20 protein-coding genes, 1 tRNA gene and 1 pseudogene are annotated in these 23,339 nt (G+C 69.7%); 12 read left to right on the top strand and 10 right to left on the bottom strand.

What is annotated here, in order from left to right:
* A pseudogene (locus LJ221_RS03625) lies at positions 1-125 on the top strand (thioredoxin family protein); the annotation flags it as partial.
* A 73-nt stretch (positions 126-198) separates the two neighbouring features.
* Here LJ221_RS03625 and LJ221_RS03630 read toward each other — a convergent pair.
* From LJ221_RS03630 to rpmH, 9 genes are all read right to left on the bottom strand, one after another.
* Positions 199-816: a GNAT family N-acetyltransferase gene (locus LJ221_RS03630; protein ID WP_241713644.1), complete on the bottom strand. Its 618-nt coding sequence runs from the start codon at positions 814-816 to the stop codon at positions 199-201.
* Positions 817-901: 85 nt separating this feature from the next.
* On the bottom strand, positions 902-2,026 hold the full coding sequence (locus LJ221_RS03635) for a ParB/RepB/Spo0J family partition protein (RefSeq protein WP_241713646.1): 1,125 nt from the start codon (positions 2,024-2,026) through the stop codon (positions 902-904).
* Entirely contained in the window at positions 2,023-3,096 is a 1,074-nt protein-coding gene (locus LJ221_RS03640) for a ParA family protein (protein WP_302851943.1), read from the bottom strand. The genes LJ221_RS03635 and LJ221_RS03640 overlap by 4 nt, the downstream gene beginning before the upstream one ends.
* Before the next feature lie 251 nt (positions 3,097-3,347).
* A complete protein-coding gene (gene rsmG / locus LJ221_RS03645; RefSeq protein ID WP_241713648.1) occupies positions 3,348-4,082 on the bottom strand; it encodes a 16S rRNA (guanine(527)-N(7))-methyltransferase RsmG in 735 nt (244 codons plus the stop codon).
* Positions 4,079-4,576: a R3H domain-containing nucleic acid-binding protein gene (locus tag LJ221_RS03650; protein ID WP_241713649.1), complete on the bottom strand. Its 498-nt coding sequence runs from the start codon at positions 4,574-4,576 to the stop codon at positions 4,079-4,081. The genes rsmG and LJ221_RS03650 overlap by 4 nt, the downstream gene beginning before the upstream one ends.
* Before the next feature lie 14 nt (positions 4,577-4,590).
* Positions 4,591-5,688 (bottom strand): membrane protein insertase YidC, encoded by a 1,098-nt coding sequence (yidC, locus tag LJ221_RS03655; protein ID WP_241713714.1) that lies wholly within the window; start codon positions 5,686-5,688, stop codon positions 4,591-4,593.
* Between the two features lie 12 nt (positions 5,689-5,700).
* Positions 5,701-5,988 carry a membrane protein insertion efficiency factor YidD gene (yidD, locus tag LJ221_RS03660; RefSeq protein ID WP_093657129.1) on the bottom strand — a complete coding sequence of 96 codons (288 nt, stop codon included), beginning with the start codon at positions 5,986-5,988 and terminating at the stop codon, positions 5,701-5,703.
* Complete coding sequence (gene rnpA, locus LJ221_RS03665) at positions 5,985-6,377, bottom strand: ribonuclease P protein component (protein WP_241713650.1); 393 nt, start codon at positions 6,375-6,377, stop codon at positions 5,985-5,987. Before rnpA ends, yidD begins: the two co-directional genes overlap by 4 nt.
* Before the next feature lie 33 nt (positions 6,378-6,410).
* Positions 6,411-6,548: a 50S ribosomal protein L34 gene (gene rpmH / locus LJ221_RS03670; RefSeq protein WP_003949374.1), complete on the bottom strand. Its 138-nt coding sequence runs from the start codon at positions 6,546-6,548 to the stop codon at positions 6,411-6,413.
* 375 nt (positions 6,549-6,923) lie between these two features.
* Between rpmH and dnaA the strand changes: the two genes are divergently transcribed.
* From dnaA to LJ221_RS03725, 11 genes are all read left to right on the top strand, one after another.
* Positions 6,924-8,726, top strand: a complete 1,803-nt coding sequence (dnaA, locus tag LJ221_RS03675; RefSeq protein WP_241713651.1) for a chromosomal replication initiator protein DnaA — start codon at positions 6,924-6,926, stop codon at positions 8,724-8,726.
* Between the two features lie 872 nt (positions 8,727-9,598).
* Positions 9,599-10,729, top strand: a complete 1,131-nt coding sequence (gene dnaN, locus LJ221_RS03680; protein ID WP_241713652.1) for a DNA polymerase III subunit beta — start codon at positions 9,599-9,601, stop codon at positions 10,727-10,729.
* Positions 10,730-10,933: 204 nt separating this feature from the next.
* On the top strand, positions 10,934-11,869 hold the full coding sequence (gene gnd / locus LJ221_RS03685; protein ID WP_241713653.1) for a phosphogluconate dehydrogenase (NAD(+)-dependent, decarboxylating): 936 nt from the start codon (positions 10,934-10,936) through the stop codon (positions 11,867-11,869).
* A 19-nt stretch (positions 11,870-11,888) separates the two neighbouring features.
* Entirely contained in the window at positions 11,889-13,010 is a 1,122-nt protein-coding gene (gene recF, locus LJ221_RS03690; protein WP_241713654.1) for a DNA replication/repair protein RecF, read from the top strand.
* The gene (locus LJ221_RS03695; RefSeq protein ID WP_374228367.1) at positions 13,007-13,618 is read left to right on the top strand and encodes a DUF721 domain-containing protein; all 612 of its coding nucleotides are present in this window, start codon (positions 13,007-13,009) and stop codon (positions 13,616-13,618) included. Before recF ends, LJ221_RS03695 begins: the two co-directional genes overlap by 4 nt.
* A 399-nt stretch (positions 13,619-14,017) precedes the next feature.
* Entirely contained in the window at positions 14,018-16,114 is a 2,097-nt protein-coding gene (gene gyrB / locus LJ221_RS03700) for a DNA topoisomerase (ATP-hydrolyzing) subunit B (protein WP_308314710.1), read from the top strand.
* Between the two features lie 38 nt (positions 16,115-16,152).
* Entirely contained in the window at positions 16,153-18,804 is a 2,652-nt protein-coding gene (gene gyrA / locus LJ221_RS03705; RefSeq protein ID WP_241713656.1) for a DNA gyrase subunit A, read from the top strand.
* A 7-nt stretch (positions 18,805-18,811) separates the two neighbouring features.
* Positions 18,812-19,495 carry a DUF3566 domain-containing protein gene (locus tag LJ221_RS03710; RefSeq protein WP_374228368.1) on the top strand — a complete coding sequence of 228 codons (684 nt, stop codon included), beginning with the start codon at positions 18,812-18,814 and terminating at the stop codon, positions 19,493-19,495.
* Positions 19,496-19,588: 93 nt separating this feature from the next.
* Positions 19,589-19,662 (top strand) — tRNA-Ile (locus tag LJ221_RS03715).
* Between the two features lie 175 nt (positions 19,663-19,837).
* Positions 19,838-19,972: a DLW-39 family protein gene (locus LJ221_RS03720; RefSeq protein ID WP_217655894.1), complete on the top strand. Its 135-nt coding sequence runs from the start codon at positions 19,838-19,840 to the stop codon at positions 19,970-19,972.
* Between the two features lie 650 nt (positions 19,973-20,622).
* On the top strand, positions 20,623-21,915 hold the full coding sequence (locus tag LJ221_RS03725) for a hypothetical protein (protein WP_241713660.1): 1,293 nt from the start codon (positions 20,623-20,625) through the stop codon (positions 21,913-21,915).
* 12 nt (positions 21,916-21,927) lie between these two features.
* On the opposite strand, the gene LJ221_RS03730 is transcribed toward LJ221_RS03725, so the two are convergent.
* Positions 21,928-23,316: a serine/threonine-protein kinase gene (locus LJ221_RS03730; protein ID WP_241713661.1), complete on the bottom strand. Its 1,389-nt coding sequence runs from the start codon at positions 23,314-23,316 to the stop codon at positions 21,928-21,930.
* Positions 23,317-23,339: the final 23 nt, after the last annotated feature.

Genomic DNA, 23,339 nt, shown 5'->3' on the forward strand with positions numbered 1-23,339 from the left:
CCAAGTACGGGATCATGTCCATCCCGACGATGAACGTCTACCAGGGCGGCGAGGTCGTGAAGACCATCGTCGGCGCCAAGCCCAAGGCCGCCATCGAACGAGACCTGGCCGACTTCATCGGCTGATGTTTCACGTGGAACGGGCCCGCCCCACCTCGGGGCGGGCCCTTCGCCATTCCACCTTCCACCACTGCGGAAATCACAGTGGCCTGAGGGCAGGATCCTTCTGCACCGCTCCCAGCAGCCGGTCGATCGCCAACTCCATGTCCTGCTTCCAGGAGAGGGTCGTACGCAGTTCCAGCCTCAGCCTGGGATAGGCATAGTGCGGTCGGACCGTCTTGAACCCCACCGCGAGAAGGTGGTCGGCCGGGAGTAGACAAGCGGGTTGCTTCCATCGAGCATCCCCGAACGCCTCGATCGCCTTGAAGCCCCGCCTCAGTACGTCCTTGGCCACGGTCTGCACCATCACCCGGCCCAACCCCTGCCCCTGGTACCCCGGCATCAGCCAGGCTGTGATCAGCTGCGCCGCGTCCGACGAGACAGGACTGGTGGGGAAAGCCGTCGAGCGCGGCACATACGCCGGTGGCGCGTACAGCACGAAACCCACCGGCACGTCATCGACGTAGACGAGCTGCCCACAGGAGCCCCACTCCAACAGCACTGCCGATATCCAGGCTTCTTTCTCCAGATCGGGCCGACCCGCCTTCACAGCGGCATCACCGCTGACAGGGTCGAGCTCCCAGAAAACGCATCTACGGCAGCGCTTCGGGAGATCCGGCAGATTGTCCAGGGTGAGCGGAACGAGTTGACGCCCCATGGAGACATCGTATCCATGGGGCGTCGTATGGTGGTGTTCTTGACTGTGTCCTCGATGCGCTCGATGTGCTCGGGTTCCCGGGGGTTCACTCGCCGCTGTCGTCGTCTCCTTGAGCGAGCTGCTGTTCCAGAAGCTGATTCTCACCGGGTGCGAACTGGCTCAGGATTCTCTCCAAATCCTCCATCGAGGCGAACTCGACGACGATCTTTCCCTTCTTCTGCCCAAGGTCCACCTTGACCCGGGTCTCGAAGCGGTCTGAGAGGCGGCTCGCCAGATGGTCCAGCGCGGGGGAGACCCGCTTGCCGGCCCGTGGCCCCCGAGCCCGGCTCTTCCCCTTCGACGTGGTGTCCATCACGGCCACGATCTCCTCGACCGCCCGCACCGACAGCCCCTCGGCCACAATACGGTGGGCGAGACGGTCCTGCTCCTCGGAATCCTCCACCGAGAGCAGCGCACGCGCATGCCCTGCAGACAGCACCCCGGCCGCCACACGGCGCTGCACCGAAGGTGAGAGACGCAGCAACCGGAGTGTGTTCGAGACCTGGGGGCGCGACCGGCCGATACGATCCGCCAGCTGGTCATGGGTGCAGTCGAACTCCTTCAGCAGCTGGTCATAGGCCGCCGCCTCCTCCAGAGGATTCAGCTGCGCCCGGTGCAGATTCTCCAGCAGGGCATCCAGAAGAAGCTTCTCGTCCTCCGTGGCCCGGATGATCGCCGGAATCCGCTCCAGGCCCGCTTCCCGGCAAGCCCTCCAGCGACGCTCGCCCATGATGAGCTCATACTGCTCCGGGCCCGTCTGCCGAACGACCACCGGCTGGAGAAGACCCACCTCCTGGATAGAGGTCACCAGCTCCGCCAGAGCGTCCTCGTCAAACACCTCTCGCGGCTGCCGGGGGTTCGGAGTGATCGCATCGACCGGCACCTCGGCAAAGTGAGCTCCTGCCGCCTCACCGCTCACAGCGCTGTCCGCAGCACCACTCATGGCCTCGGTTTCACGTGAAACTCCACCACCATGACGCCCATCTCCATCGGGCAGATTGGTCACCTTGGTCGCCGCCACACCGCGTCCCGGGGTCAGCACCGGAACAGCGGTCGGAGAAAGCGCGCCATTCTCTCCCACTACGGGGGTGACACTGTCGTCCGGTCCGGTCGGCGCCGCGGGAATCAGCGCACCGAGTCCTCGACCCAGCCCTCTACGTCGTTCCGTCACTGAGTCCCCTCCACCATGTGCTGTTCCTGTTGCTTGCCAGCGCCTCGCAGCGCGATCTCCCGGGCCGCCTCCAGGTAGGAGAGCGAGCCGCTGGAACTTGGATCGTAAGTGAGCACCGTCTGCCCATAGCTGGGCGCCTCCGAGATGCGCACTGACCGAGGGATGTTGGTACGCAGGACCTCCTTGCCGAAGTGTCCCCGCACCTCCTCCGCCACCTGGGAGGCCAGCCGCGTACGTCCGTCGTACATCGTCAGCAGAATCGTCGAGACATGAAGCTTGGGGTTGAGGTGCCCCTTGACCAACTCAACGTTCCGCAGAAGCTGCCCCAGCCCTTCGAGGGCGTAGTACTCGCACTGAATCGGGATGACCACTTCCGCGCCGGCGACCAGCGCGTTGACGGTCAGCAGACCGAGCGAGGGCGGACAGTCGATGAAGATGTAGTCCAGCGGCTGCTCATAGGCGGAGATCGCCTTGTGCAGACGACTCTCCCTCGCCACCAGTGACACCAACTCGATCTCCGCACCGGCGAGGTCGATTGTGGCCGGAGCACAGAAGAGCCCTTCCACTTCCCTCACCGGCTGGACGACATCGGAGAGCGGCTTGCTGTCCACCAGAACGTCGTAGATCGACGGCACCTCGGCGTGGTGATCTATACCCAAGGCGGTGGAGGCATTGCCCTGGGGATCCAGGTCGATCACCAGGACCCGGGCACCGTGCAAGGCCAGAGAGGCGGCGAGGTTGACCGTGCTAGTGGTCTTGCCCACTCCGCCCTTCTGGTTGGCGACCACCATCACCCGGGTCTCCTCGGGCCTGGGGAGAGCCTCACCAGCACGGTTCATCGCCTCGACCGCCTGCTGAGCGGCACGACCGACGGGGGCGGAGACATCCCCTTCGTGCCGGGGGGAGGCATCCATCGGAGGCGGTGTCTCACTCATCGTTTCACGTGAAACATCCACAGCTTGAGAACGGGGACCCGGGACCGGATCGGTCATCGGTCCCGCGATATGGCCGTCGGACCGCAACGGTTCACTCTCCTCGACGTCAGGCTCGCAATGAGAAGAGCCTGCCATGCTCCCCGGGTCGGGAACCAGCGAGCCCCGCTCACCTGTGGATGAATCCACCTCTGAGCGGGGCTCGGATGGGTCCGACGCGTCAGCCGCGCGCCCTCGACGGATGAATCCATGCAGAAAGCGACGTTTCACGGGAAGCACGATGCATCCACACCCGCCCTCGGACGCGACGACACTCCGCACGGCTCGTCTTTGGCGACTCTACGGAGTAACGGGGGGTTACCTTCAGGGACACCGCCGGTCTCCGGGAATCACCGCCGGCGACGCGCCGCGCTCCGCGAGCGTCCAGCTCTGGCGGCTTTCGCCCTCTTGGCTGCGAAGCGCACCCCACCCGGACTCTCACCGACCTCGACACGGACCACAGTGGCAGCCGGCTCCACCAGGCCCTCACCGGCACGGAGCACTGAGGCATCCACCGCGCCGAGTTTCTGAAGCGCGGACCGCGCCGTCTTCAGCTCCTCCTCCGCGGTGTCTCCCTTGAGGGCCAGCATCTCGCCGTACGGCCGCAGCAGCGGTACCCCCCAGCCGGCGAGCCGATCCAGCGGAGCCACGGCGCGGGCCGTCACCACATGCACCGGAGACAGCGACCCCAGAACCTCCTCGGCCCTGCCCCGCACCACCGACACATGGTCCAGCCCCAGCAACTCGACGACCTCCTGAAGGAAGGTCGTACGCCGCAGCAGCGGCTCCAGCAACGTGATCCTCAGATCCTGCCGCACCAGTGCGAGGGGAACACCCGGCAGGCCGGCGCCGGAGCCAACGTCGCAGACCGTCACGCCGTCGGGCACGACCTCGGAGAGCACCGCGCAGTTCAGCAGGTGACGCTCCCACAGCCGGGGTACCTCACGCGGCCCGATCAGCCCGCGCCTGACCCCGACCTCTGCCAGCAGTTCCGCGTAGCGGACAGCGTCCTCGAAGCGGTCACCGAAAACCTCCCGCGCCACCTCGGGCGCGGGAGGCAGGGGCGACGACACGGCGTCCGTCACGGCAGCACGACCACGCAGCGCTGCGGTTCCTCGCCCTCGGACTCGCTGCGCAGCCCCGCCGCGGCCACCGCGTCATGCACCACCTTGCGCTCGAAAGGCGTCATCGGCTTCAGCTTCACTGGCTCACCGGTGCGCTGCACCTCCTTGGCCGCCTTGGTGCCCAGCTCCGACAGCTCCTCGCGCTTGCGGGCGCGGTAACCGGCGATATCCAGCATCAGCCGGCTGCGGTCGCCGGTCTCGCGGTGCACCGCGAGCCGTGTCAGCTCCTGCAGCGCCTCCAGCACCTCACCATCCCGGCCGACGAGCTTCTGCAGGTCCCGGCTCTCTCCGTCACTGATGATCGACACAGCGGCGCGGTCGCCCTCGACGTCCATGTCGATGTCGCCGTCGAGGTCCGCGATGTCGAGGAGCCCCTCGAGATAGTCGGCCGCGATCTCACCCTCCTGCTCAAGGCGGGTCAGGGTGTCGGTGCCCTCTGCGGTCGTGTCCGTCACGAGTGGACTCCTTCTTACTTCTTAGACGGGTGCGTGGAACGCTGCGAGCCCTTGCGCTGTCCGGGCTTCCTCTTCGGCTGCTGCCCGGGCCGCGCCGACGGGGAGTCGGAGGCCTCCTTGCTCAACGAGGTCTTCTGTCCGGTGGCCTTCTTCTCCTTGGCCTCCGCCTCCGCCTGAGCCGCGGCGGCCTGGCGCTGCGCCTTGGTCATGCGCTTGGGCTGCTGGCGGTTGGCACGGGCGGCCTCAACGGCCTTCTTGGTCTCGACCTCCGCCGGGTCCTCCTTGAGCTTGCCCTTGGCCCGCAGCTTCTCCTGACGCTGCTTGTAGGCCAGCGAGCCCGGCGTCGGGTTGCGCTTGATGATGTACATCTGCTGCCCGAGGGTCCACATGTTGGTGGTCAGCCAGTAGACGAGAACACCGACCGGGAAGTTGATGCCGAAGACGGCGAAGATGATCGGGAAGACGTACATCAGCATCTTCTGCTGCTGCATGAACGGCGTCTTCACCGTCAGGTCGACGTTCTTCGTCATCAGCTGGCGCTGCGTGTAGAACTGTGACGCCGACATCAGCAGGATCATGATGACCGTGACCACGCGCACGTCGGTCAGCGAGGCGCCCAGCGCCTGGACCTTCTCGGCGCTGTCCATGAACCGGGTCGCGATCGGGGCCCCGAAGATGCTCGCGTTACGGGCGCTCTCCACCAACTGATCGCCCATGACACCGACCTCTTGGTCGTTGGCGATCTTGTTCAGCACCTGGTAGAGCGCCAGGAAGAACGGGGACTGCGCCAGGATCGGAAGGCAGCTGGAGAGCGGGTTGGTACCCGTCTCCTTGTACAGCTTCATCATCTCTTCCGACTGGCGCTGTCGGTCGTTCTTGTAGCGCTCCTGGATCGCCTTCATCCTCGGCTGGAGCGCCTGCATGTTCCGCGTCGCCTTGATCTGCTTCACGAAGAGCGGGATCAGGGCGATGCGGATCACGATCACCAGCGAGACGATGGACAGACCCCAGGCCCAACCGCTGTCCTCGTCGAACACGAGGCTGTACAGCTTGTGGAACTGGACGATGATCCAGGAAACAGCGGTATAGAGAGGACCGAGGATCGTGTCGATCGTGTCCACGAGTCAGGCTCCTTGGGCATTGGACTGGGACCGGTGCTGCCAGCGGTCACGCATCCGCTGGTGCCAGACCGGATGCTTACGGGCGGGAACGTGGTCGACTCCACCGGGCGACCATGGATTGCAGCGCAGGATGCGCCAGGCTGTCAGCGCCGTCCCCTTCACCGCGCCGTGCCGTCGGATGGCTTCGTAGCCGTAGTGCGAACACGACGGGTAGTACCGGCACACCGGACCGAGCAGTGGGCTGATGGTCCACTGGTACAACTTGATCAACCACAGCAGCGGATATTTCACGACGGGCCTCCAAGCAGCCGCTGCAGTGCGGTGTCCAGATCGCGGGCCAGCCTGTCGTGGTCCGCCCCGCCCGCACCGGGCAGCGCCCGTATGACCATCAGGCTACCGGGCGGCAGAAGGTCGAGCCTCTCCCGGACCAGGTGACGCAGTCGCCGCTTCACGAGGTTACGGACCACCGCGTTGCCCACTGCCTTGCTCACGACGAAACCCGCACGCGCCGGGGGAGCGACTCCCCCGGCGGCATGCGGGTCCGTGCGTTCCCCGGAATTACTCCGGGGGGACGCCCTGCGCAGATGGACGACGAGGAGCGGGCGTCCGGCCCGGCGTCCTCGACGTACCGAGGCCGCGAAATCCTCGCGCCGCCTCAGCCGGTTCTCGGTGGGCAGCACGTCACGGATCCGCGGTCTGACTCGTCGGGTCGGTCAGGCCGACAGACGGGCGCGGCCCTTGCCGCGGCGGGACGCGAGGATCGCGCGCCCGGCGCGGGTCCGCATCCGCAGACGGAAACCGTGGGTCTTCGCGCGGCGGCGGTTGTTCGGCTGGAAGGTGCGCTTGCTCACTCGGGGCTCCAGGAATGCTTGTGTCTCGTACGAGACGCGTGGGGCGCCGACTGGCTGTCACCGTGCGCCCACGAGTAGCTCGCAACGCCCGAGTGCACCGCTTCTATGATCACCAGGATCTTGCCCATCGGAGGCAGGCGGCAGCAGCCATCGACAACTCGACCTGGTTACGGTACGCGCGCCCGCACCATCAGGTCAAACCAGGGCCGGCCGGGGGGTTCTGTGCACAGCCTGTGGACAACGACTTGAACCACGCATGCCGCGCTGACTACCGTGGCCGAACTTCCGTTTCCTCCCGACCGTCCCAAGCACCACACATGGGCGGGACTGTCGAAACCCGAACAATCCCACCCAGTGAGTGAGTGAGCGTGCCCTGTGGCTGACCTGCCTGCCGATCTTGCCGCAGTGTGGCCACGCGTGCTGGAGCAGCTCCTCGCCGACGGCCAGGGGGTCGAGGCCAAGGACCAGCGGTGGCTCAGAGACTGCCAACCCCTGGTGCTGGTCTCCGGCACCGCGCTGCTCGGCGTGCCCAACGAGTACGCGAAGGGCGTACTGGAGGGGCGGCTCTCCCCGCTGATCACCGACACGCTCAGCCGCGAGTGCCAACAGCCGATCCGTCTCGCGATCACCGTAACCGGGCCGGTCCCCGAGCCCCAGGCGCCGGCGGCTCCCACCCCGCCGGCGCACCCGGAGCCGCCGCAGCACCGCAGGCCGGCGCCGCACCAGCAGCCGCTGCACTTCGACGAGCCCCGCTACGACGCTCCGCAGCACGGTGGCCGGCACGCCCGGCAGCACGGTGGACCCCAGCACGAGGACCGGCAGCAGGAGCTCGAGCTGCCCAGCGCACGGCCGGCGTATCCGGACTATCCGCACGCTCCCCAGCAGCACCAGCCGGGTGCCTGGCCCCGCCCCCAGGGCCCCGACGCCTGGCGGCCGCCGCACGACCCGTACCAGTCGCAGAGCCCGTCGTACGAGCCGCCCCCCTACGGCGGCCGGCGCCACGCCTCCCCCTACGACCAGCCGTCGGTGCCCCGTTACGACGGCGCCCGGGGCACAGGCCGCGACCCCCAGCAGCTTCCCGCGCCCAGCGGTGCCCCCGGCCCGCTCGCCGCGCAGCCCGCGCCCGCGACCGGCCCCGGTGAGCCGACGGCCCGGCTGAATCCGAAGTACCTCTTCGACACCTTCGTCATCGGCGCCTCCAACCGCTTCGCGCACGCTGCCGCCGTGGCCGTGGCCGAGGCGCCGGCCAAGGCGTACAACCCGCTGTTCATCTACGGCGAGTCCGGACTGGGCAAGACGCACCTGCTGCACGCCATCGGGCACTACGCCCGCAGCCTCTACCCGGGCACCCGGGTGCGGTACGTGAGCTCGGAGGAGTTCACCAACGAGTTCATCAACTCCATCCGCGACGGCAAGGCGGACGCGTTCCGCAAGCGCTACCGCGACATGGACATCCTGCTGGTCGACGACATCCAGTTCCTGGCGAGCAAGGAGTCCACCCAGGAGGAGTTCTTCCACACCTTCAACACCCTGCACAACGCGAACAAGCAGATCGTGCTCTCCTCCGACCGGCCGCCCAAGCAGCTGGTCACCCTGGAGGACCGGCTGCGCAACCGCTTCGAGTGGGGTCTGATCACCGACGTCCAGCCGCCGGAGCTGGAGACGCGCATCGCGATCCTGCGCAAGAAGGCCGTCCAGGAGCAGCTGAACGCGCCGCCGGAGGTGCTGGAGTTCATCGCCTCGCGGATCTCGCGCAACATCCGCGAGCTGGAGGGCGCGCTGATCCGGGTCACGGCCTTCGCCAGTCTCAACCGGCAGCCGGTCGACCTGGGTCTGACCGAGATCGTGCTGAAGGACCTCATCCCCGGCGGCGAGGACGCCGCCCCGGAGATCACCGCAGCCAACATCATGGCGTCGACGGCCGACTACTTCGGACTGACGGTGGACGATCTGTGCGGCTCCTCGCGCAGCCGCGTCCTGGTCACCGCCCGGCAGATCGCCATGTACCTGTGCCGCGAGCTGACCGATCTGTCACTGCCGAAGATCGGCGCTCAGTTCGGCGGCCGGGACCACACCACCGTCATGCACGCCGACCGCAAGATCCGCGCGTTGATGGCCGAGCGGCGGTCCATCTACAACCAGGTCACCGAGCTGACCAACCGCATCAAGAACGCCTGACGCAGCGCCGCCCTGTGCCGCCGGCACAGAGGCTCTTCCGCGACGCCCCGCGCCACACTTCACCCCAGGCGTCCCTCCGGACGCGGAAGCCCCCGAGAAGGCCCCTCCCGGGGGCTTCTCACTGTTCGAATCCACAGGCGGCAGAGTTGGTGATCCACAGATTCGCCGACTTTCTTCCGTCCACACGCTGGGGACCGGCGGGTTGTCCCTATAGCGTCCACAGGCACGCCGCTCGATGATCGAATGGGCCTGGTCAGATGCCTGGGGATCTGTGGGCAGAAGTTTTCCACAAGCTGTGGACAATGATTGCGCCCACAAGCGGCAGATCGGGTTGTCCACTGCCTGCCCACAGCCTGGGCCGCGTTGTGCACAGTTTTCACCGGCTTCTCCACAGAGCTGTCCACTGTTCGACAACATGGCGCGCGTTGTCACCCCTCCGTGTGAAAGGCGTCACATGGAGGGCCTGGGTTGGGCTGTTGAGAAGGCGGGTAAAACTGTGGGCGGCCCTGGGGAGAAGTCCCGGATCGCTGTGCACGGGATGTGCAGAACTTTCCGTCGTCCACAGCGGCCCCCTGTTCATCCACGTCCCCACCCACAGGGCCGGTGGACAAAACTTCCGGTCTGACCTGCGCAGATCGAGTTATCCCCGGTTTCCACAGGCCCTACTACTACGACCACAGAGGTTAAGAGCGGACTTCCATCGGAAGTGGGCCCTGTGCACAACTCGGCCCGATCTCGCTCCACGCCCCTCCCGGCGACTTGACCCCGGCCCGCCCCGACTGTCAGCCGGGTGCGTCAGACTGGTCCCCGGCGACAAGCCGACGACGAAGACCAGCAAGGCGAGCAGCCAGCAACAGCGGGAGGCGGCTTAAGTGAAGATCCGGGTGGAGCGCGACATCCTCGCGGAGGCGGTGGCCTGGGCAGCCCGCAGCCTGCCTGCCCGGCCCCCGGTGCCGGTCCTCGCGGGCCTGCTGCTGAGGGCCGAGGAGGGCTCGCTGAGCCTGTCCGGTTTCGACTACGAGGTCTCGGCACGGGTCTCGGTGGAGGCCGACGTGGAGGAGGACGGGACGGTACTCGTCTCCGGCCGCCTGCTGGCCGACATCTCGCGAGCCCTCCCCAACCGCCCGGTGGAGATCTCCACAGACGGTGTCCGGGTGAGCGTCGTCTGCGGATCCTCGCGGTTCACACTCCACACACTGCCTGTGGAGGAATACCCGGCGCTTCCCCAGATGCCGAGCGCGACCGGCACGGTCCCGGGCGAGGTCTTCGCCGCCGCCGCGGCCCAGGTCGCCATCGCGGCCGGACGCGACGACACCCTCCCGGTCCTCACCGGTGTGCGGATCGAGATCGAGGGCGACACGGTCACCCTGGCCTCCACCGACCGCTACCGCTTCGCGGTCCGCGAGTTCCTGTGGAAGCCGGAGACGCCGGACGCCTCCGCGGTGGCCCTGGTCCCGGCCAAGACGCTGCTGGACACGGCGAAGTCCCTCAGCGGCGGTGACAACGTGACGCTGGCGCTGTCGGGCTCCGGCGCGGGCGAGGGCCTGATCGGATTCGAGGGCAACGGGCGGCGGACCACGACGCGGCTGCTCGAGGGCGACCTGCCGAAGTACCGCACGCTCTTCCCGACGGAGTTCAACTCCGTCGCGGTGATCGAGACCGCCCCCTTCGTGGAGGCGGTCAAGCGCGTGTCCCTGGTGGCCGAGCGGAACACCCCGGTGCGGCTCACCTTCGAGCAGGGTGTGCTGATCCTGGAGGCGGGATCGAGCGACGACGCGCAGGCTGTGGAACGTGTGGACGCGCAGCTGGAGGGCGACGACATCTCGATCGCCTTCAACCCCGGCTTCCTGCTGGAGGGTCTGAGCGCCATCGACGCCCCGGTCGCGCAGCTCTCCTTCACCACCTCGACCAAGCCCGCGCTGCTGAGCGGCAAGCCGGCGGTGGACGCGGAGGCGGACGAGGCGTACAAGTACCTGATCATGCCGGTGCGGCTGTCGGGCTGAGCCCGGTGGCATGCGGCCGGGCGCACGAGGACCGTCCATCGCGCGGGTGCGGCATGCCGGTGCGGCCGGACCGGGCTCCGGGGCGTTCTTCCGGCTCGGTCGGCGCGCATACGAGCGGAGTGTGCCCGCAGCTGTGCGTCGCTCCCTCCGTCGTAGGCTCGTACCCGGGTACGCAGCACCAGGACACCGAAGAAAGGCCCCCTGATGGAGCTCGGTCTCGTCGGTCTCGGCAAGATGGGCGGCAACATGCGCGAGCGCATCCGCCGCGCAGGCCACACCGTCGTCGGATTCGACCGCAACCCGGACCTCGCCGACGTCCACAGTCTCGATGAGCTGGTGGACTCGCTGAAGGTGCCCCGGGTGGTGTGGGTCATGGTCCCGTCCGGCGGCCCGACGCAGTCGACGGTCGACGCCCTGGGCGAGCTGCTCTCCCCCGGGGACGTGGTCGTGGACGGCGGTAACTCCCGCTGGACGGACGACGAGCGGCACGCCCAGGAGCTGGCGGCCAGGGGCATCGGCTTCGTGGACTGCGGCGTCTCCGGCGGCGTGTGGGGTCTGGAGAACGGCTACGCGCTGATGTACGGCGGTGACGCCGAGCATGTCGCGAAGGTGCAGCCGGTCTTCGACGCGCTCAAGCCGGAGGGCGAGTTCGGCTCCGTGCACGCCGGGAAGGTGGGCGCCGGCCACTTCGCGAAGATGGTCCACAACGGCATCGAGTACGCGATGATGCAGGCATTCGCCGAGGGCTGGGAGCTGCTGGAGGCGGCCGAGGCCGTCACCGACGTCCGCGAGGTCTTCCGCTCCTGGCAGGAGGGCACCGTCATCCGCTCCTGGCTGCTGGACTTGGCCGTCCGCGCGCTGGACGACGACGAGCACCTGGGAGCGCTGCGCGGTTACGCGGCCGACTCCGGCGAGGGCCGGTGGACGGTGGAGGCGGCGATCGACCACGCCGTGCCGCTGCCCGCGATCACCGCGTCGCTGTTCGCCCGCTTCTCCTCGCGCCAGGACGACTCCCCGCAGATGAAGATGATCGCCGCGCTGCGCAACCAGTTCGGCGGCCACGCGGTGACCGCCGCGGCCGGCGGAGAGAAGGGCGCCGACGCGCCGGGCGCCGACGTCATCCCGCCCGTCGGCGGCTGACCGGCCCGAAGCGGATCCGATGCACGTCACGCATCTGTCGCTGGCCGACTTCCGGTCCTACGCCCGGATCGAGGTTCCGCTCGATCCGGGCGTCACCGCTTTCGTCGGTCCGAACGGCCAGGGCAAGACCAATCTCGTCGAGGCGGTCGGCTACCTCGCGACGCTGGGCAGCCACCGGGTCTCCTCCGACGCGCCGCTGGTACGGCAGGGCGCCGACCGCGCGGTGGTGCGGGCGGTGGTGCGGCAGGGGGAGCGCCAGCAGCTGCTGGAGCTGGAGCTGAACCCGGGGCGGGCCAACCGGGCGCGGATCAACCGCTCCTCGCAGGTCAGGCCGAGGGATGTACTGGGCATCGTGCGCACGGTGCTGTTCGCCCCGGAGGACCTGGCGCTGGTGAAGGGCGATCCCGGGGAGCGCCGCCGTTTCCTGGACGAGCTGGTGACGGCGCGCTCGCCGCGGATGGCGGGGGTGCGGTCGGACTACGACCGGGTGCTCAGGCAGCGCAACACCCTGCTGAAGACGGCGGCGACGGCGCGCCGGCACGGCGGGGGGTCCGGCGGCGGGGCGCTGGCCACCCTGGATGTGTGGGACCAGCATCTGGCCGGCGCCGGGGCGGAGCTGCTGGCGCACCGGACATCGCTGGTGGCGGCGCTGGGACCGCTGGCGGACAAGGCGTACGAGCGGTTGGCCCCGGGCGGCGGGCCGGTCGTGCTGGAGTACCGCTCACCGGTGGAGGGCGGCACGCGCGAGGAACTGTACGAGGGGCTGCTGGCCGCGCTCTCCCGGGCGCGTCGGCAGGAGATCGAGCGCGGTGTGACGCTGGTGGGTCCGCACCGTGACGATCTGGTGCTGAGGCTGGGGGAGTTGCCGGCCAAGGGGTACGCGAGCCACGGGGAGTCGTGGTCCTGTGCGCTGGCGCTGCGGCTGGCCTCGTACGACCTGCTGCGCGGTGAGGGCAACGAGCCGGTTCTGGTGCTCGACGACGTCTTCGCCGAGCTGGACGCCGGACGGCGGGAGCGGCTGGCGGAGCTGGTGGCGCACGGCGAGCAGGTGCTGGTGACGGCGGCCGTGGAGGAGGACGTCCCCGAACTGCTGGCGGGGGCTCGGTACGCGGTCGGCGACGGGGAGGTGACCCGGTTGTGAGGTGGGATGACCGTCCGGACGGACGGAGCGGCCCGTCCGGGATTCCTCCCGCTCCCCCGGGCGGGCGGGAGGGTTCCGCGGAGGCGCGGATCCCGGGGCCCGCGGCCGAGCCGTCGGGTGTCGATCTGGCCAGGGTGGCGCTGCGGGCCGCCCGGGAGCAGGCGAAGGCGCGCGGCAGTGCGGTGCGGCAGAGGCGGCAGGCGCGCACGGGCGGCGGTCCGCGGTCCGGGGCGCGGCGGGACGGCCGTGATCCGCTGCCGCTGGGGGCGGCGATCGAGCGCCTGAAGACCGAGCGCGGCTGGGAGATGCCGATGGCGGTCGGCGGTGTGATGGGCCGCTGGCCGGAGTTGGTGGGCCCGCAGGTGGCGCGGCACTGCGTACCGCGGTCCTACGACGAGCGGGCGCGGGTGTTGTCGGTGCGCTGCGACTCGACGGCCTGGGCGACGCAGGTCCGGCTGCTGGCCCCGCAGCTCGTGGCACGGCTGAACGCCGATCTCGGGCAGGGGACGGTGAAGTCGATCAGGGTGCGGGGGCCGGAGGCGCCGGACACCCGGCACGGTCCGCTGCGCGCGCCGGGCAGCCGGGGACCGGGGGACACCTACGGCTGACGGACGGCCCGCGGATGGCTCCCGGATCTTCGGAAGAGGTCGCTCAGCCGTTCGGACAGGCCTCTGACCAGCACGGACACCCGGTGAGTGGAGGGAGGCGGCGCCCCTCGCCCCGTGAGTGCGCTCACAGTGACGGTCCATTGACATGCCGAGGCGCTGAGGGCCGTCGTGAGCGTCCTGGGGGCCCGGCCCGCATATAGGGAGTCGGTGGACGCCGGTTCAGGGCGGCACATGCGGTTCCAGGTACCGGCAAACCCCCATCGATGTCAGTGGTACCGGTAGACTGGAGACACACCCGCCTTACTGCGGAACATGTCGAACGACGCAGCCGCTCCTGCCGTGCGGACAGGGTCGCCGGAAGGTCTCCGGAACCCTTCCCCCGGTCACAGGGGAAGGCTTGTGCTGTGCCAGAAAGGGCGCTTCGTGGCCGATTCCGGCAACTCCAACGAAACCATCCCCACTTCCGGCGAGGAGTCCCCTGTCCCGCCCGCGACCCCGCCCGTCTCCGGAGCCGGTGGCGGCGAGCCGTCGTACGACGCCAGCGCGATCACGGTCCTGGAGGGCCTGGACGCGGTCCGCAAGCGGCCCGGTATGTACATCGGGTCCACCGGTGAGCGCGGCCTCCACCACCTCGTGCAGGAAGTGGTGGACAACTCCGTCGACGAGGCGCTGGCCGGGCACGCGGACACCATCGACGTGACGCTGCTGGCCGACGGCGGCGTCCGGGTCGTGGACAACGGCCGCGGCATCCCGGTGGGCATCGTGCCCTCCGAGGGCAAGCCGGCCGTCGAGGTCGTGCTGACGGTGCTGCACGCGGGCGGCAAGTTCGGCGGCGGCGGCTACGCGGTCTCCGGCGGTCTGCACGGTGTGGGCGTCTCGGTGGTCAACGCGCTGTCCACCAGGGTGTCGGTCGAGGTGAAGACCGACGGCCACCGCTGGACGCAGGACTACAAGATGGGTGTGCCCACCGCTCCCCTCCAGCGGCACGAGGCCACCGAGGAGACAGGCACGACGGTCGTCTTCTGGGCCGACGGCGACATCTTCGACACCACCGACTACTCCTTCGAAACGCTCTCGCGGCGCTTCCAGGAGATGGCCTTCCTCAACCGCGGTCTGACGATCGCCCTGACCGACGAGCGGGCGGCGGCCAAGCAGACGGCCGGGGCCGACACCGCGGACACCTCCGAGGACGACAAGCCGCGCCACGTCCGCTACCACTACGAGGGCGGCATCTCGGACTTCGTCCGCCACCTCAACTCCCGCAAGGGCGAGCCCGTCCACCCCTCGGTGATCGACATCGAGGCGGAGGACAAGGAGCGCAAGATCTCGGTGGAGATCGCCATGCAGTGGAACACCCAGTACACCGAGGGTGTCTACAGCTTCGCGAACACCATCCACACCCACGAGGGTGGCACCCACGAGGAGGGTTTCCGGGCCGCGCTGACCGGTCTGGTCAACCGCTACGCCCGCGACAGGAAGCTGCTGCGCGAGAAGGACGACAACCTCACGGGCGAGGACATCCGCGAGGGTCTGACGGCGATCATCTCGGTGAAGCTGGGCGAGCCGCAGTTCGAGGGTCAGACGAAGACGAAGCTGGGCAACACCGAGGCCAAGACCTTCGTCCAGAAGATCGTCCACGAGCACTTCGGTGACTGGCTGGACCGCAACCCCAACGAGGCCGCCGACATCATCCGCAAGGGTATCCAGGCTGCCACGGCGCGTGTCGCGGCCCGCAAGGCGAGGGACCTCACCCGCCGCAAGGGCCTGCTGGAGACGGCCTCGCTGCCGGGCAAGCTGAGCGACTGCCAGTCCAACGACCCGGCCAAGTGCGAGATCTTCATCGTCGAGGGGGACTCCGCCGGCGGCTCGGCCAAGTCCGGCCGCAACCCGCAGTACCAGGCCATCCTGCCGATCCGCGGCAAGATCCTGAACGTGGAGAAGGCGCGGATCGACAAGGTGCTGCAGAACCAGGAGGTCCAGGCACTGATCTCGGCCTTCGGCACCGGGATCCACGAGGACTTCGACATCACCAGGCTCCGTTACCACAAGATCATCCTGATGGCCGACGCGGATGTCGACGGCCAGCACATCAACACCCTGCTGCTGACGCTGCTGTTCCGCTTCATGCGGCCGCTGGTCGAGGCCGGCCACGTCTACCTGTCCCAGCCTCCGCTCTACAAGATCAAGTGGTCGCGTGACGAGTTCGAGTACGCGTACTCCGACCGCGAGCGCGACAGCCTGATCCGCCTGGGCCGTGAGCAGGGCAAGCGCATCAGGGATGACTCGGTCCAGCGCTTCAAGGGTCTGGGCGAGATGAACGCCGAGGAGCTGCGCGTCACCACCATGGACCAGGCCCACCGGGTGCTGCGCCAGGTGACGCTGGACGACGCGGCCGCCGCCGACGACCTGTTCTCGATCCTGATGGGTGAGGACGTGGAGGCGCGGCGCTCGTTCATCCAGCGCAACGCCAAGGACGTCCGCTTCCTCGACATCTGAGTCGGCCGTACGCCGCTCAACGAAGGGATTGACCAGTAATGGCCGACGAGACCACCCCTGCCCCGACCGAGGGCGACGCCCCCGGCCCCCTGGCGCCGCCCCCGGGCACCCCCGTGGTCGACGAGGGTGCCGGACTCCGGGTGGAGCCGGTCAGCCTCGAGACCGAGATGCAGCGCTCGTACCTCGACTACGCGATGAGCGTGATCGTCTCGCGTGCGCTGCCGGACGTGCGCGACGGGCTCAAGCCGGTGCACCGCCGTGTGCTGTACGCCATGTACGACGGCGGCTACCGGCCCGAGAAGGGCTTCTACAAGTGCGCCCGCGTCGTCGGCGACGTGATGGGCACCTACCACCCGCACAGTGACGCCTCCATCTACGACGCCCTGGTCCGGCTGGCCCAGCCGTGGTCGATGCGGATGCCGCTGGTGGACTCCAACGGCAACTTCGGCTCGCCGGGCAACGACCCGGCCGCGGCCATGCGCTACACCGAGTGCAAGATGGCGCCGCTGGCCATGGAGATGCTCCGGGACATCGACGAGGAGACCGTCGACTTCCAGGACAACTACGACGGCCGCAACCAGGAACCGACCGTCCTGCCCTCGCGTATCCCCAACCTGCTGGTCAACGGCTCGGCGGGCATCGCGGTCGGCATGGCCACCAACATCCCTCCGCACAACCTGCGCGAGGTGGCCTCCGGCGCCCAGTGGTACCTGGAGCACCCCGAGGCCACGGGCGAGGAACTGCTGGAGGCGCTGCTGGAGCGGATCAAGGGCCCGGACTTCCCCTCCGGCGCGCTGGTGGTGGGCCGCAAGGGCTTCGAGGAGGTGTACCGCACCGGCCGCGGCTCGATCACGATGCGCGCGGTGGTCGAGGTGGAGGAGATCCAGGGCCGCCAGTGCCTGGTCGTCACCGAACTGCCCTACCAGGTCAACCCGGACAACCTGGCGCTGAAGATCGCCGAGCTGGTCAAGGAGGGCAGGGTCGCCGGCATCGCGGACGTCCGGGACGAGACGTCCTCGCGCACCGGCCAGCGGCTGGTGATCGTCCTCAAGCGTGACGCGGTCGCCAAGGTCGTGCTGAACAACCTGTACAAGCACACCGATCTGCAGACCAACTTCGGCGCCAACATGCTGGCCCTGGTCGACGGCGTGCCGCGTACGCTGTCGCTGGACGCGTTCATCCGCAACTGGGTCACCCACCAGGTCGATGTCATCGTCCGCCGCACCCGCTACCGGCTGCGCAGGGCCGAGGAGCGCGCCCACATCCTGCGCGGTCTGCTCAAGGCGCTGGACGCGATCGACGAGGTCATCGCCCTGATCCGGCGCAGCAACACCGTCGAGGTGGCGCGCGGGGGCCTGATGGAGCTGCTGGCCATCGACGAGATCCAGGCGAACGCGATCCTGGAGATGCAGCTGCGCCGCCTGGCCGCCCTGGAGCGGCAGAAGATCACCGCCGAGCACGACGAGCTCCAGGCGAAGATCGACGAGTACAACGCGATCCTGGCCTCGCCCGAGCGGCAGCGGCGGATCATCGGCGAGGAACTGGCCGCGATCGTCGACAAGTACGGCGACGACCGGCGCAGCAAGCTGGTGCCCTTCGAGGGCGACATGTCCATCGAGGACCTGATCGCCGAGGAGGACATCGTCGTCACCATCACGCGCGGCGGTTACGTCAAGCGCACGAAGACCGACGACTACCGTTCGCAGAAGCGCGGCGGCAAGGGTGTGCGCGGGACGAAGCTCAGGGAAGACGACATCGTCGACCACTTCTTCGTCACCACCACCCACAACTGGCTGCTGTTCTTCACCAACAAGGGCCGCGTCTACCGGGCGAAGGCGTACGAGCTGCCGGACGCCGGGCGGGACGCGCGCGGCCAGCACGTGGCGAACCTGCTGGCGTTCCAGCCGGACGAGACGATCGCCCGGATCCTGGCGGTCCGGGATTACGAGGCCGCGCCGTACCTGGTGCTGGCCACCAAGTCGGGCTTGGTGAAGAAGACCCCGCTGAAGGACTACGACTCGCCCCGCTCCGGCGGAGTCATCGCCATCAACCTCCGGGGGCTGGAGAGCGGCGGCGAGGACGAGCTGATCGGCGCGGAGCTGGTCTCGTCCGAGGACGACCTGCTGCTGATCAGCCGGAAGGCGCAGTCGATCCGGTTCACCGCCACCGACGACGCGCTGCGCCCGATGGGGCGTGCCACATCCGGTGTGAAGGGCATGAGTTTCCGCGAAGGGGACGAACTGCTCTCGATGAACGTGGTGCGAGCCGGTACGTTCGTGTTCACCGCCACCGACGGCGGGTACGCGAAGCGCACGGCCGTGAACGAGTACCGCGTGCAGGGCCGCGGCGGCCTGGGCATCAAGGCGGCCAAGATCGTGGAGGACCGCGGTTCGCTGGTGGGGGCCCTGGTGGTCGAGGAGACGGACGAGATCCTCGCCATCACCCTCGGCGGTGGCGTGATCCGCACGCGGGTCGCCGAGGTCAGGGAAACCGGACGTGACACCATGGGCGTCCAATTGATCAACCTCGGCAAGCGCGACGCCGTGGTCGGTATCGCACGCAATGCCGAGGCCGGCCGCGAGGCCGAGGAGGTCGAGGCGGAGACCGGTGCCGGGGACGGCGCCGCGGATTCCGCGCAGGAGCCTTACCCGGAGACGGCCGCCGAGACGGCTCCGGACAACGAGGAGTAGACAGAACGTGAGTGGAACCGCGGGCGCCGCCAGGGGCGGCGATGATGACGGCGGTGCCCGTGGACCGGCCGCTGACGACGCTCGACGACAGGGCGAATCCCACCGTGGGGGAACAACCGTGACCAGTGCCCACCCGCAACCGCAGCCGCATGCCCAGCAGCACGCGGGCACGCCGCAGCCGCACCAGCCGCCGCAGGCGTACCCGCCCCCGCCGGGCGGCGCCCCGCCGCCGCGCGCCGTCCGGGACGGACGGGAGGACCGGGACGACCTCCGGCAGGACATCATGCGCCGCCCGCGCACCGGCGCCCGTACCGTCCCCAGGACGCGCAGGGCGCGGCTGAAGGTGGCCAGGGTCGACCCGTGGTCGGTGATGAAGGTCGGCTTCCTGCTGTCGATAGCACTGGGCATCTGCACGGTCATCGCGGTGGCCGTGCTGTGGACGGTGATGGACGCCATGGGCGTGTTCGCGGCCGTCGGCGGGACAGTCAGCGAGGCGACCTCCACGGACAGCGACGGTGGCTTCGACCTCCAGGCGTTCCTGTCCCTGCCCCGGGTGCTGACCTTCACCTCGGTGGTGGCGGTGATCGACGTGGTGCTGTTGACGGCCCTGGCCACACTGGGGGCGTTCATCTACAACATGTCGGCCGGCCTCGTCGGCGGTGTCGAGGTGACCCTCGCGGAGGAGGAGTGACCCCGGGATCCTCCTGGGCGCCGCACCGGAGCGGCCGCGGAACGACGCGATTTTGGCACGCGGCTGAAGTGCGCTAATCTTTCGGTGCAGCGCGGGGCTATAGCTCAGACGGTTAGAGCGCTTCCCTGATAAGGAAGAGGCCACAGGTTCAAGTCCTGTTAGCCCCACACGGCGGACCGAACGCCCGGACCCTCTGCGGGGGGCCGGGCGTTCGGCGTTCGGCCCCTCCGGAGTGCGGAGTGGCGGGCGCCGCCCGCCCGGGTCGGTCGCTCTGCCGAGATGCCCGCTTGGGTATCATCGGGCGCCAGTAGGTCCCAATGTCTAGAAGGACGAGGTAGCGCGGTGAAGAAGCTTCTCCTGATCGCACTGGCCGCCGTCGGCGGGCTCCTCGTGTACCGCCAGATCCAGGCGGATCGCGCCGAGCAGGATCTGTGGACGGAGGCGACCGACTCCGTGCCCGCGGGTTCGGGGGTCTGAGAGCAACCAGTACTTCGCGCGAAGCCCCGGCCGGTCCCGGCCGGGGCTTCGCCGTCTCCGTGTACGGGAGCCGGGCGCCCCGGTACCGGCGCGCATGTCGCGGGAGCGTGACGCGGCCCTCTTGACGTGCGCACCAGCGAATACGTGCGATGCTTCCGCAAGGCATCGGAGAGGTGCGCCCGAGGCAGACAAGGTACATGGCACCACTCCATCGCCGCATGGCCGCGTCGTTGAGCTGCGGAACGCTTCTCGCGCTGTCGCGGTGCCGCTCGCCGCCGCGGCTCCCCGGTAGGTTCCCGCGGCACCACGGACGGTTGCGGAAGACAACGCCTCACTGGTGATGGTGCTGGACTCCGCCGGTTCGACGGCGGAGGACGACGGCGCGGGGCACCGAGCGGGACGGTGAGGGCACGCGGAAGGAAGCCGGGGCCGCCCGGGACGGTTCGGTTCCGGAGGTGCAGGATGGTCCGGTCCGGCCGTCGCGGTGGCGGCCGGGACGGTGACGGGGCCGGCGATCGCGCCGGCGGCCGTGTACACGCGGCTGCGCGGGCGTACGGCGGCACGCGCGGGAGCGGCGAAGGGGTGCCGGCGACACGGGGGAACGGCACGACGGAGGGTGGCGCATGGTGAAGGGGCGGGCAGGACGCACGATGAGGAGTTCACTGGCCGCCGCGGCGGCGCTGTGCGCGGTCGCGGCACCGCCGGGCGCCGCGGCGGCCGCACCGTCGGACGGGCCGGATGACCTGCCCGCCTATGAGACGGCTCCGGGTGCCCAGCGCGTCGAGGGCCAGGAGAGCAGCGCGCACGGCCCGGCCATCGAGCCGGGCTTCCACACCGACGACATCGGTCCGGGCGAGCGGAGGTACTACAGCGTCACGCTGGACGGCGAGTCCAACGTCTGGATCTCCGCGACCGCCCTGCCCGAGCCGGGCAGCCGGGTCAGGAGCATGGACGGCATCGAGGTCACCCTGGAGTCGGCGGACGGTGACAACTGCGGTGACGGGGACGCGAGCTTCGGCTCCGACGACACGGCCCGGCCGATCGCCGACCTCGCCGGACGCATGATCAGGGAGGACGGCTACTGCCAGGAGCCGGGCGTCTACCACTTCTCCGTGGAGCGGGAGAGCGACGAGACCGCCGACTCCACCCGCTGGCCCCTGGAGATCTCCTTCATGCGGGAGCCGGGGGTGCGCAGGCCGGCCTCCGAAGGCACGTCCGGGGCCGCGCCCGACGCCGCGACGCCGAGCCCGCCCGCCGCGCCGAAGGGGGAGACCAGGCCCATCGAGGGCGGCACCGGCTTCAACGACGCGCCCGGCATGGGCGAGGGCAACTGGAGCGACCGGCTGCGGCCCGGCGAGACCCGCTTCTACAAGGTGCCGCTCGACTGGGGCCAGCGGCTCCACACCCGGGTGGAGTTCGGCACGGCCAGGGCCAGGAGTGGCGGTGCCTCGTACATCGGCGGCGCCTTCCGGGTGGACTTCTACAACACCGCCCGCGGGCGGATCGGCACCGGCGGGGTGGGCTACCGGCCCGACAAGCCCGCCGCGTACCGGCTGGACGGGCAGCGCGTCGCCTTCGCCAACCGCTTCGACGGCGGCACGGAGCTCGGCGGGACGCGCTTCGCCGGCTGGTACCACATCGCGGTGCACGCGAACGGGAAACTCGCCGAGTCCGTCGAGGGCACGGTGCCGGTGGTGCTGCGCACCACGGTCGTGGGTGAGCCGGAGGCCGGCCCCGAGTACGAGGGGAACGCCGGGGAGGCGGGTTTCGCGGTCACCGACGGCGACCGCGAGGCCGCGGCCGAGGGACTGAACCGGTCGGCCGCGGAGAGCGGCGACACCCTGCGGCTGCTGGGCTGGGCCGGGATCGGCGTCGGCACCGCGCTGATCCTGGGGCTCGGCCTGTGGACGTTCCTCGCCCGGCGGAGCGCGGCCCGGGCCTGAGGCGCGGCCGGGTCAGGGCGCCAGGGTCAGAGCCCAGACGCCGACGGCGATGAGGGCCAGGGCCAGCACCAGGAGCGGGGCCGCCACCTTCGGGGGCGGCCCCGGCCTGCGCGCCGCGGGGGCGGGCGGCCGGGCGGCGGTGTAGGGCCGTGTCGGAGGCGGCATACCGGCGGCGGGCGGCCCCGGGTACGTGTGCGGCCGAGGCCGCGGATACGGCTGGACGGGGGCGCCGGGAGACGCCTGCGTGCTCTCGTGCGCCACCGCCGGCGCGTGGGACTGCGCCTGTGCCCGGGCTCCGGGATGGGCCGGTGCCGGGAACGGCGGGGCCTGCGGCGGCTCCCGGACGTACGCCGGCACGGGCGGGGGGAGGTGGAAGCTCCCGGTCTCGGAGGCGGGGAACGCCGCGGGCGCCGAGGCGCCGGCGGTCTCCCGGCCCTTCCCGCCGTCCGGGCCCGGCTCCGGCTCCGGCTCCGGGCCCCCGGAGTCCTCCGGACTCTCCTGGGCCTTCGAACCCTCCCGGTCCCGCGGCCCGTCCGGTCCGAATCCAGGCGGCAGCGGGCCGATCTGGTCGAAGACCTCCACGGCCTCCCGCTCCGCCGCGGCGTCCGCCGGCAGCAGCTCCGCAGCGGACACCAGCGCCCTGCGTACGCCCGTCGCCGTACGGAAGCGGACCTCCGGATCGGGTTGCAACAGGGCGCCCAGCACCTGCCACAGCGGCTCGGGGATGTCCTGCGGCGCGGGCGGCATCCCGTGGACGTACGCCTCCACCAGCGCCTGGGAGTCGGGCTTCCGGCCGGTCAGCAGATACAGCGCCACCAGCCCGACCGCGTACAGGTCGGCGGGGAAGTCCGGCTCGGCGCCCATCAGCTGCTCGGGGGCGAAGTAGCCGGGCGTGCCGAGCACGTAGTCGGCCTCGGTCAGCCGTGGTTCGCCCTTGCGCATCGAGACGCCGAAGTCGGACAGCCGCAGATGGGGCCGGCCGGTGCCGGTGGCCTCCAGCAGGATGTTGGCGGGCTTGATGTCGCGGTGCACCACGTCCTCGGCGTGCACCGCGGAGAGCCCCGACAGCAGCTGGTCGAGCAGTGTGCACACATACGCCGGGGGCAGGGGGCCGTAGTCCCCGATGAGGTGTGCGAGCGATCCGCCGCGGACCAGTTCCATGGTGAACAGGACCTTGTCGTCGTCGGCGGCCCAGCTCGTCGGGGCCAGGACGTGGGGGTGGTCGATGCGCAGCGCCTGCTCGCGTACGAAGCGCAGCAGGGTGTGCGCGTCGCTCTGCCGGAGGACCTTGGCGGCCACGTAGCGCCCGCGCCGGTGGTCCCAGGTGCGCCAGACCGCGCCCACGCCGCCGCGTCCGATCGGGTCGACCAGTTCGTAACGCCCCGCGAAGACCTCACCCATCGCGCTGTGCCCGCCTCGTCCCT

The sequence above is a fragment of the Streptomyces sp. CNQ085 genome, assembly GCF_022614595.1.
Taxonomy (GTDB): Bacteria; Actinomycetota; Actinomycetes; order Streptomycetales; family Streptomycetaceae; genus Streptomyces.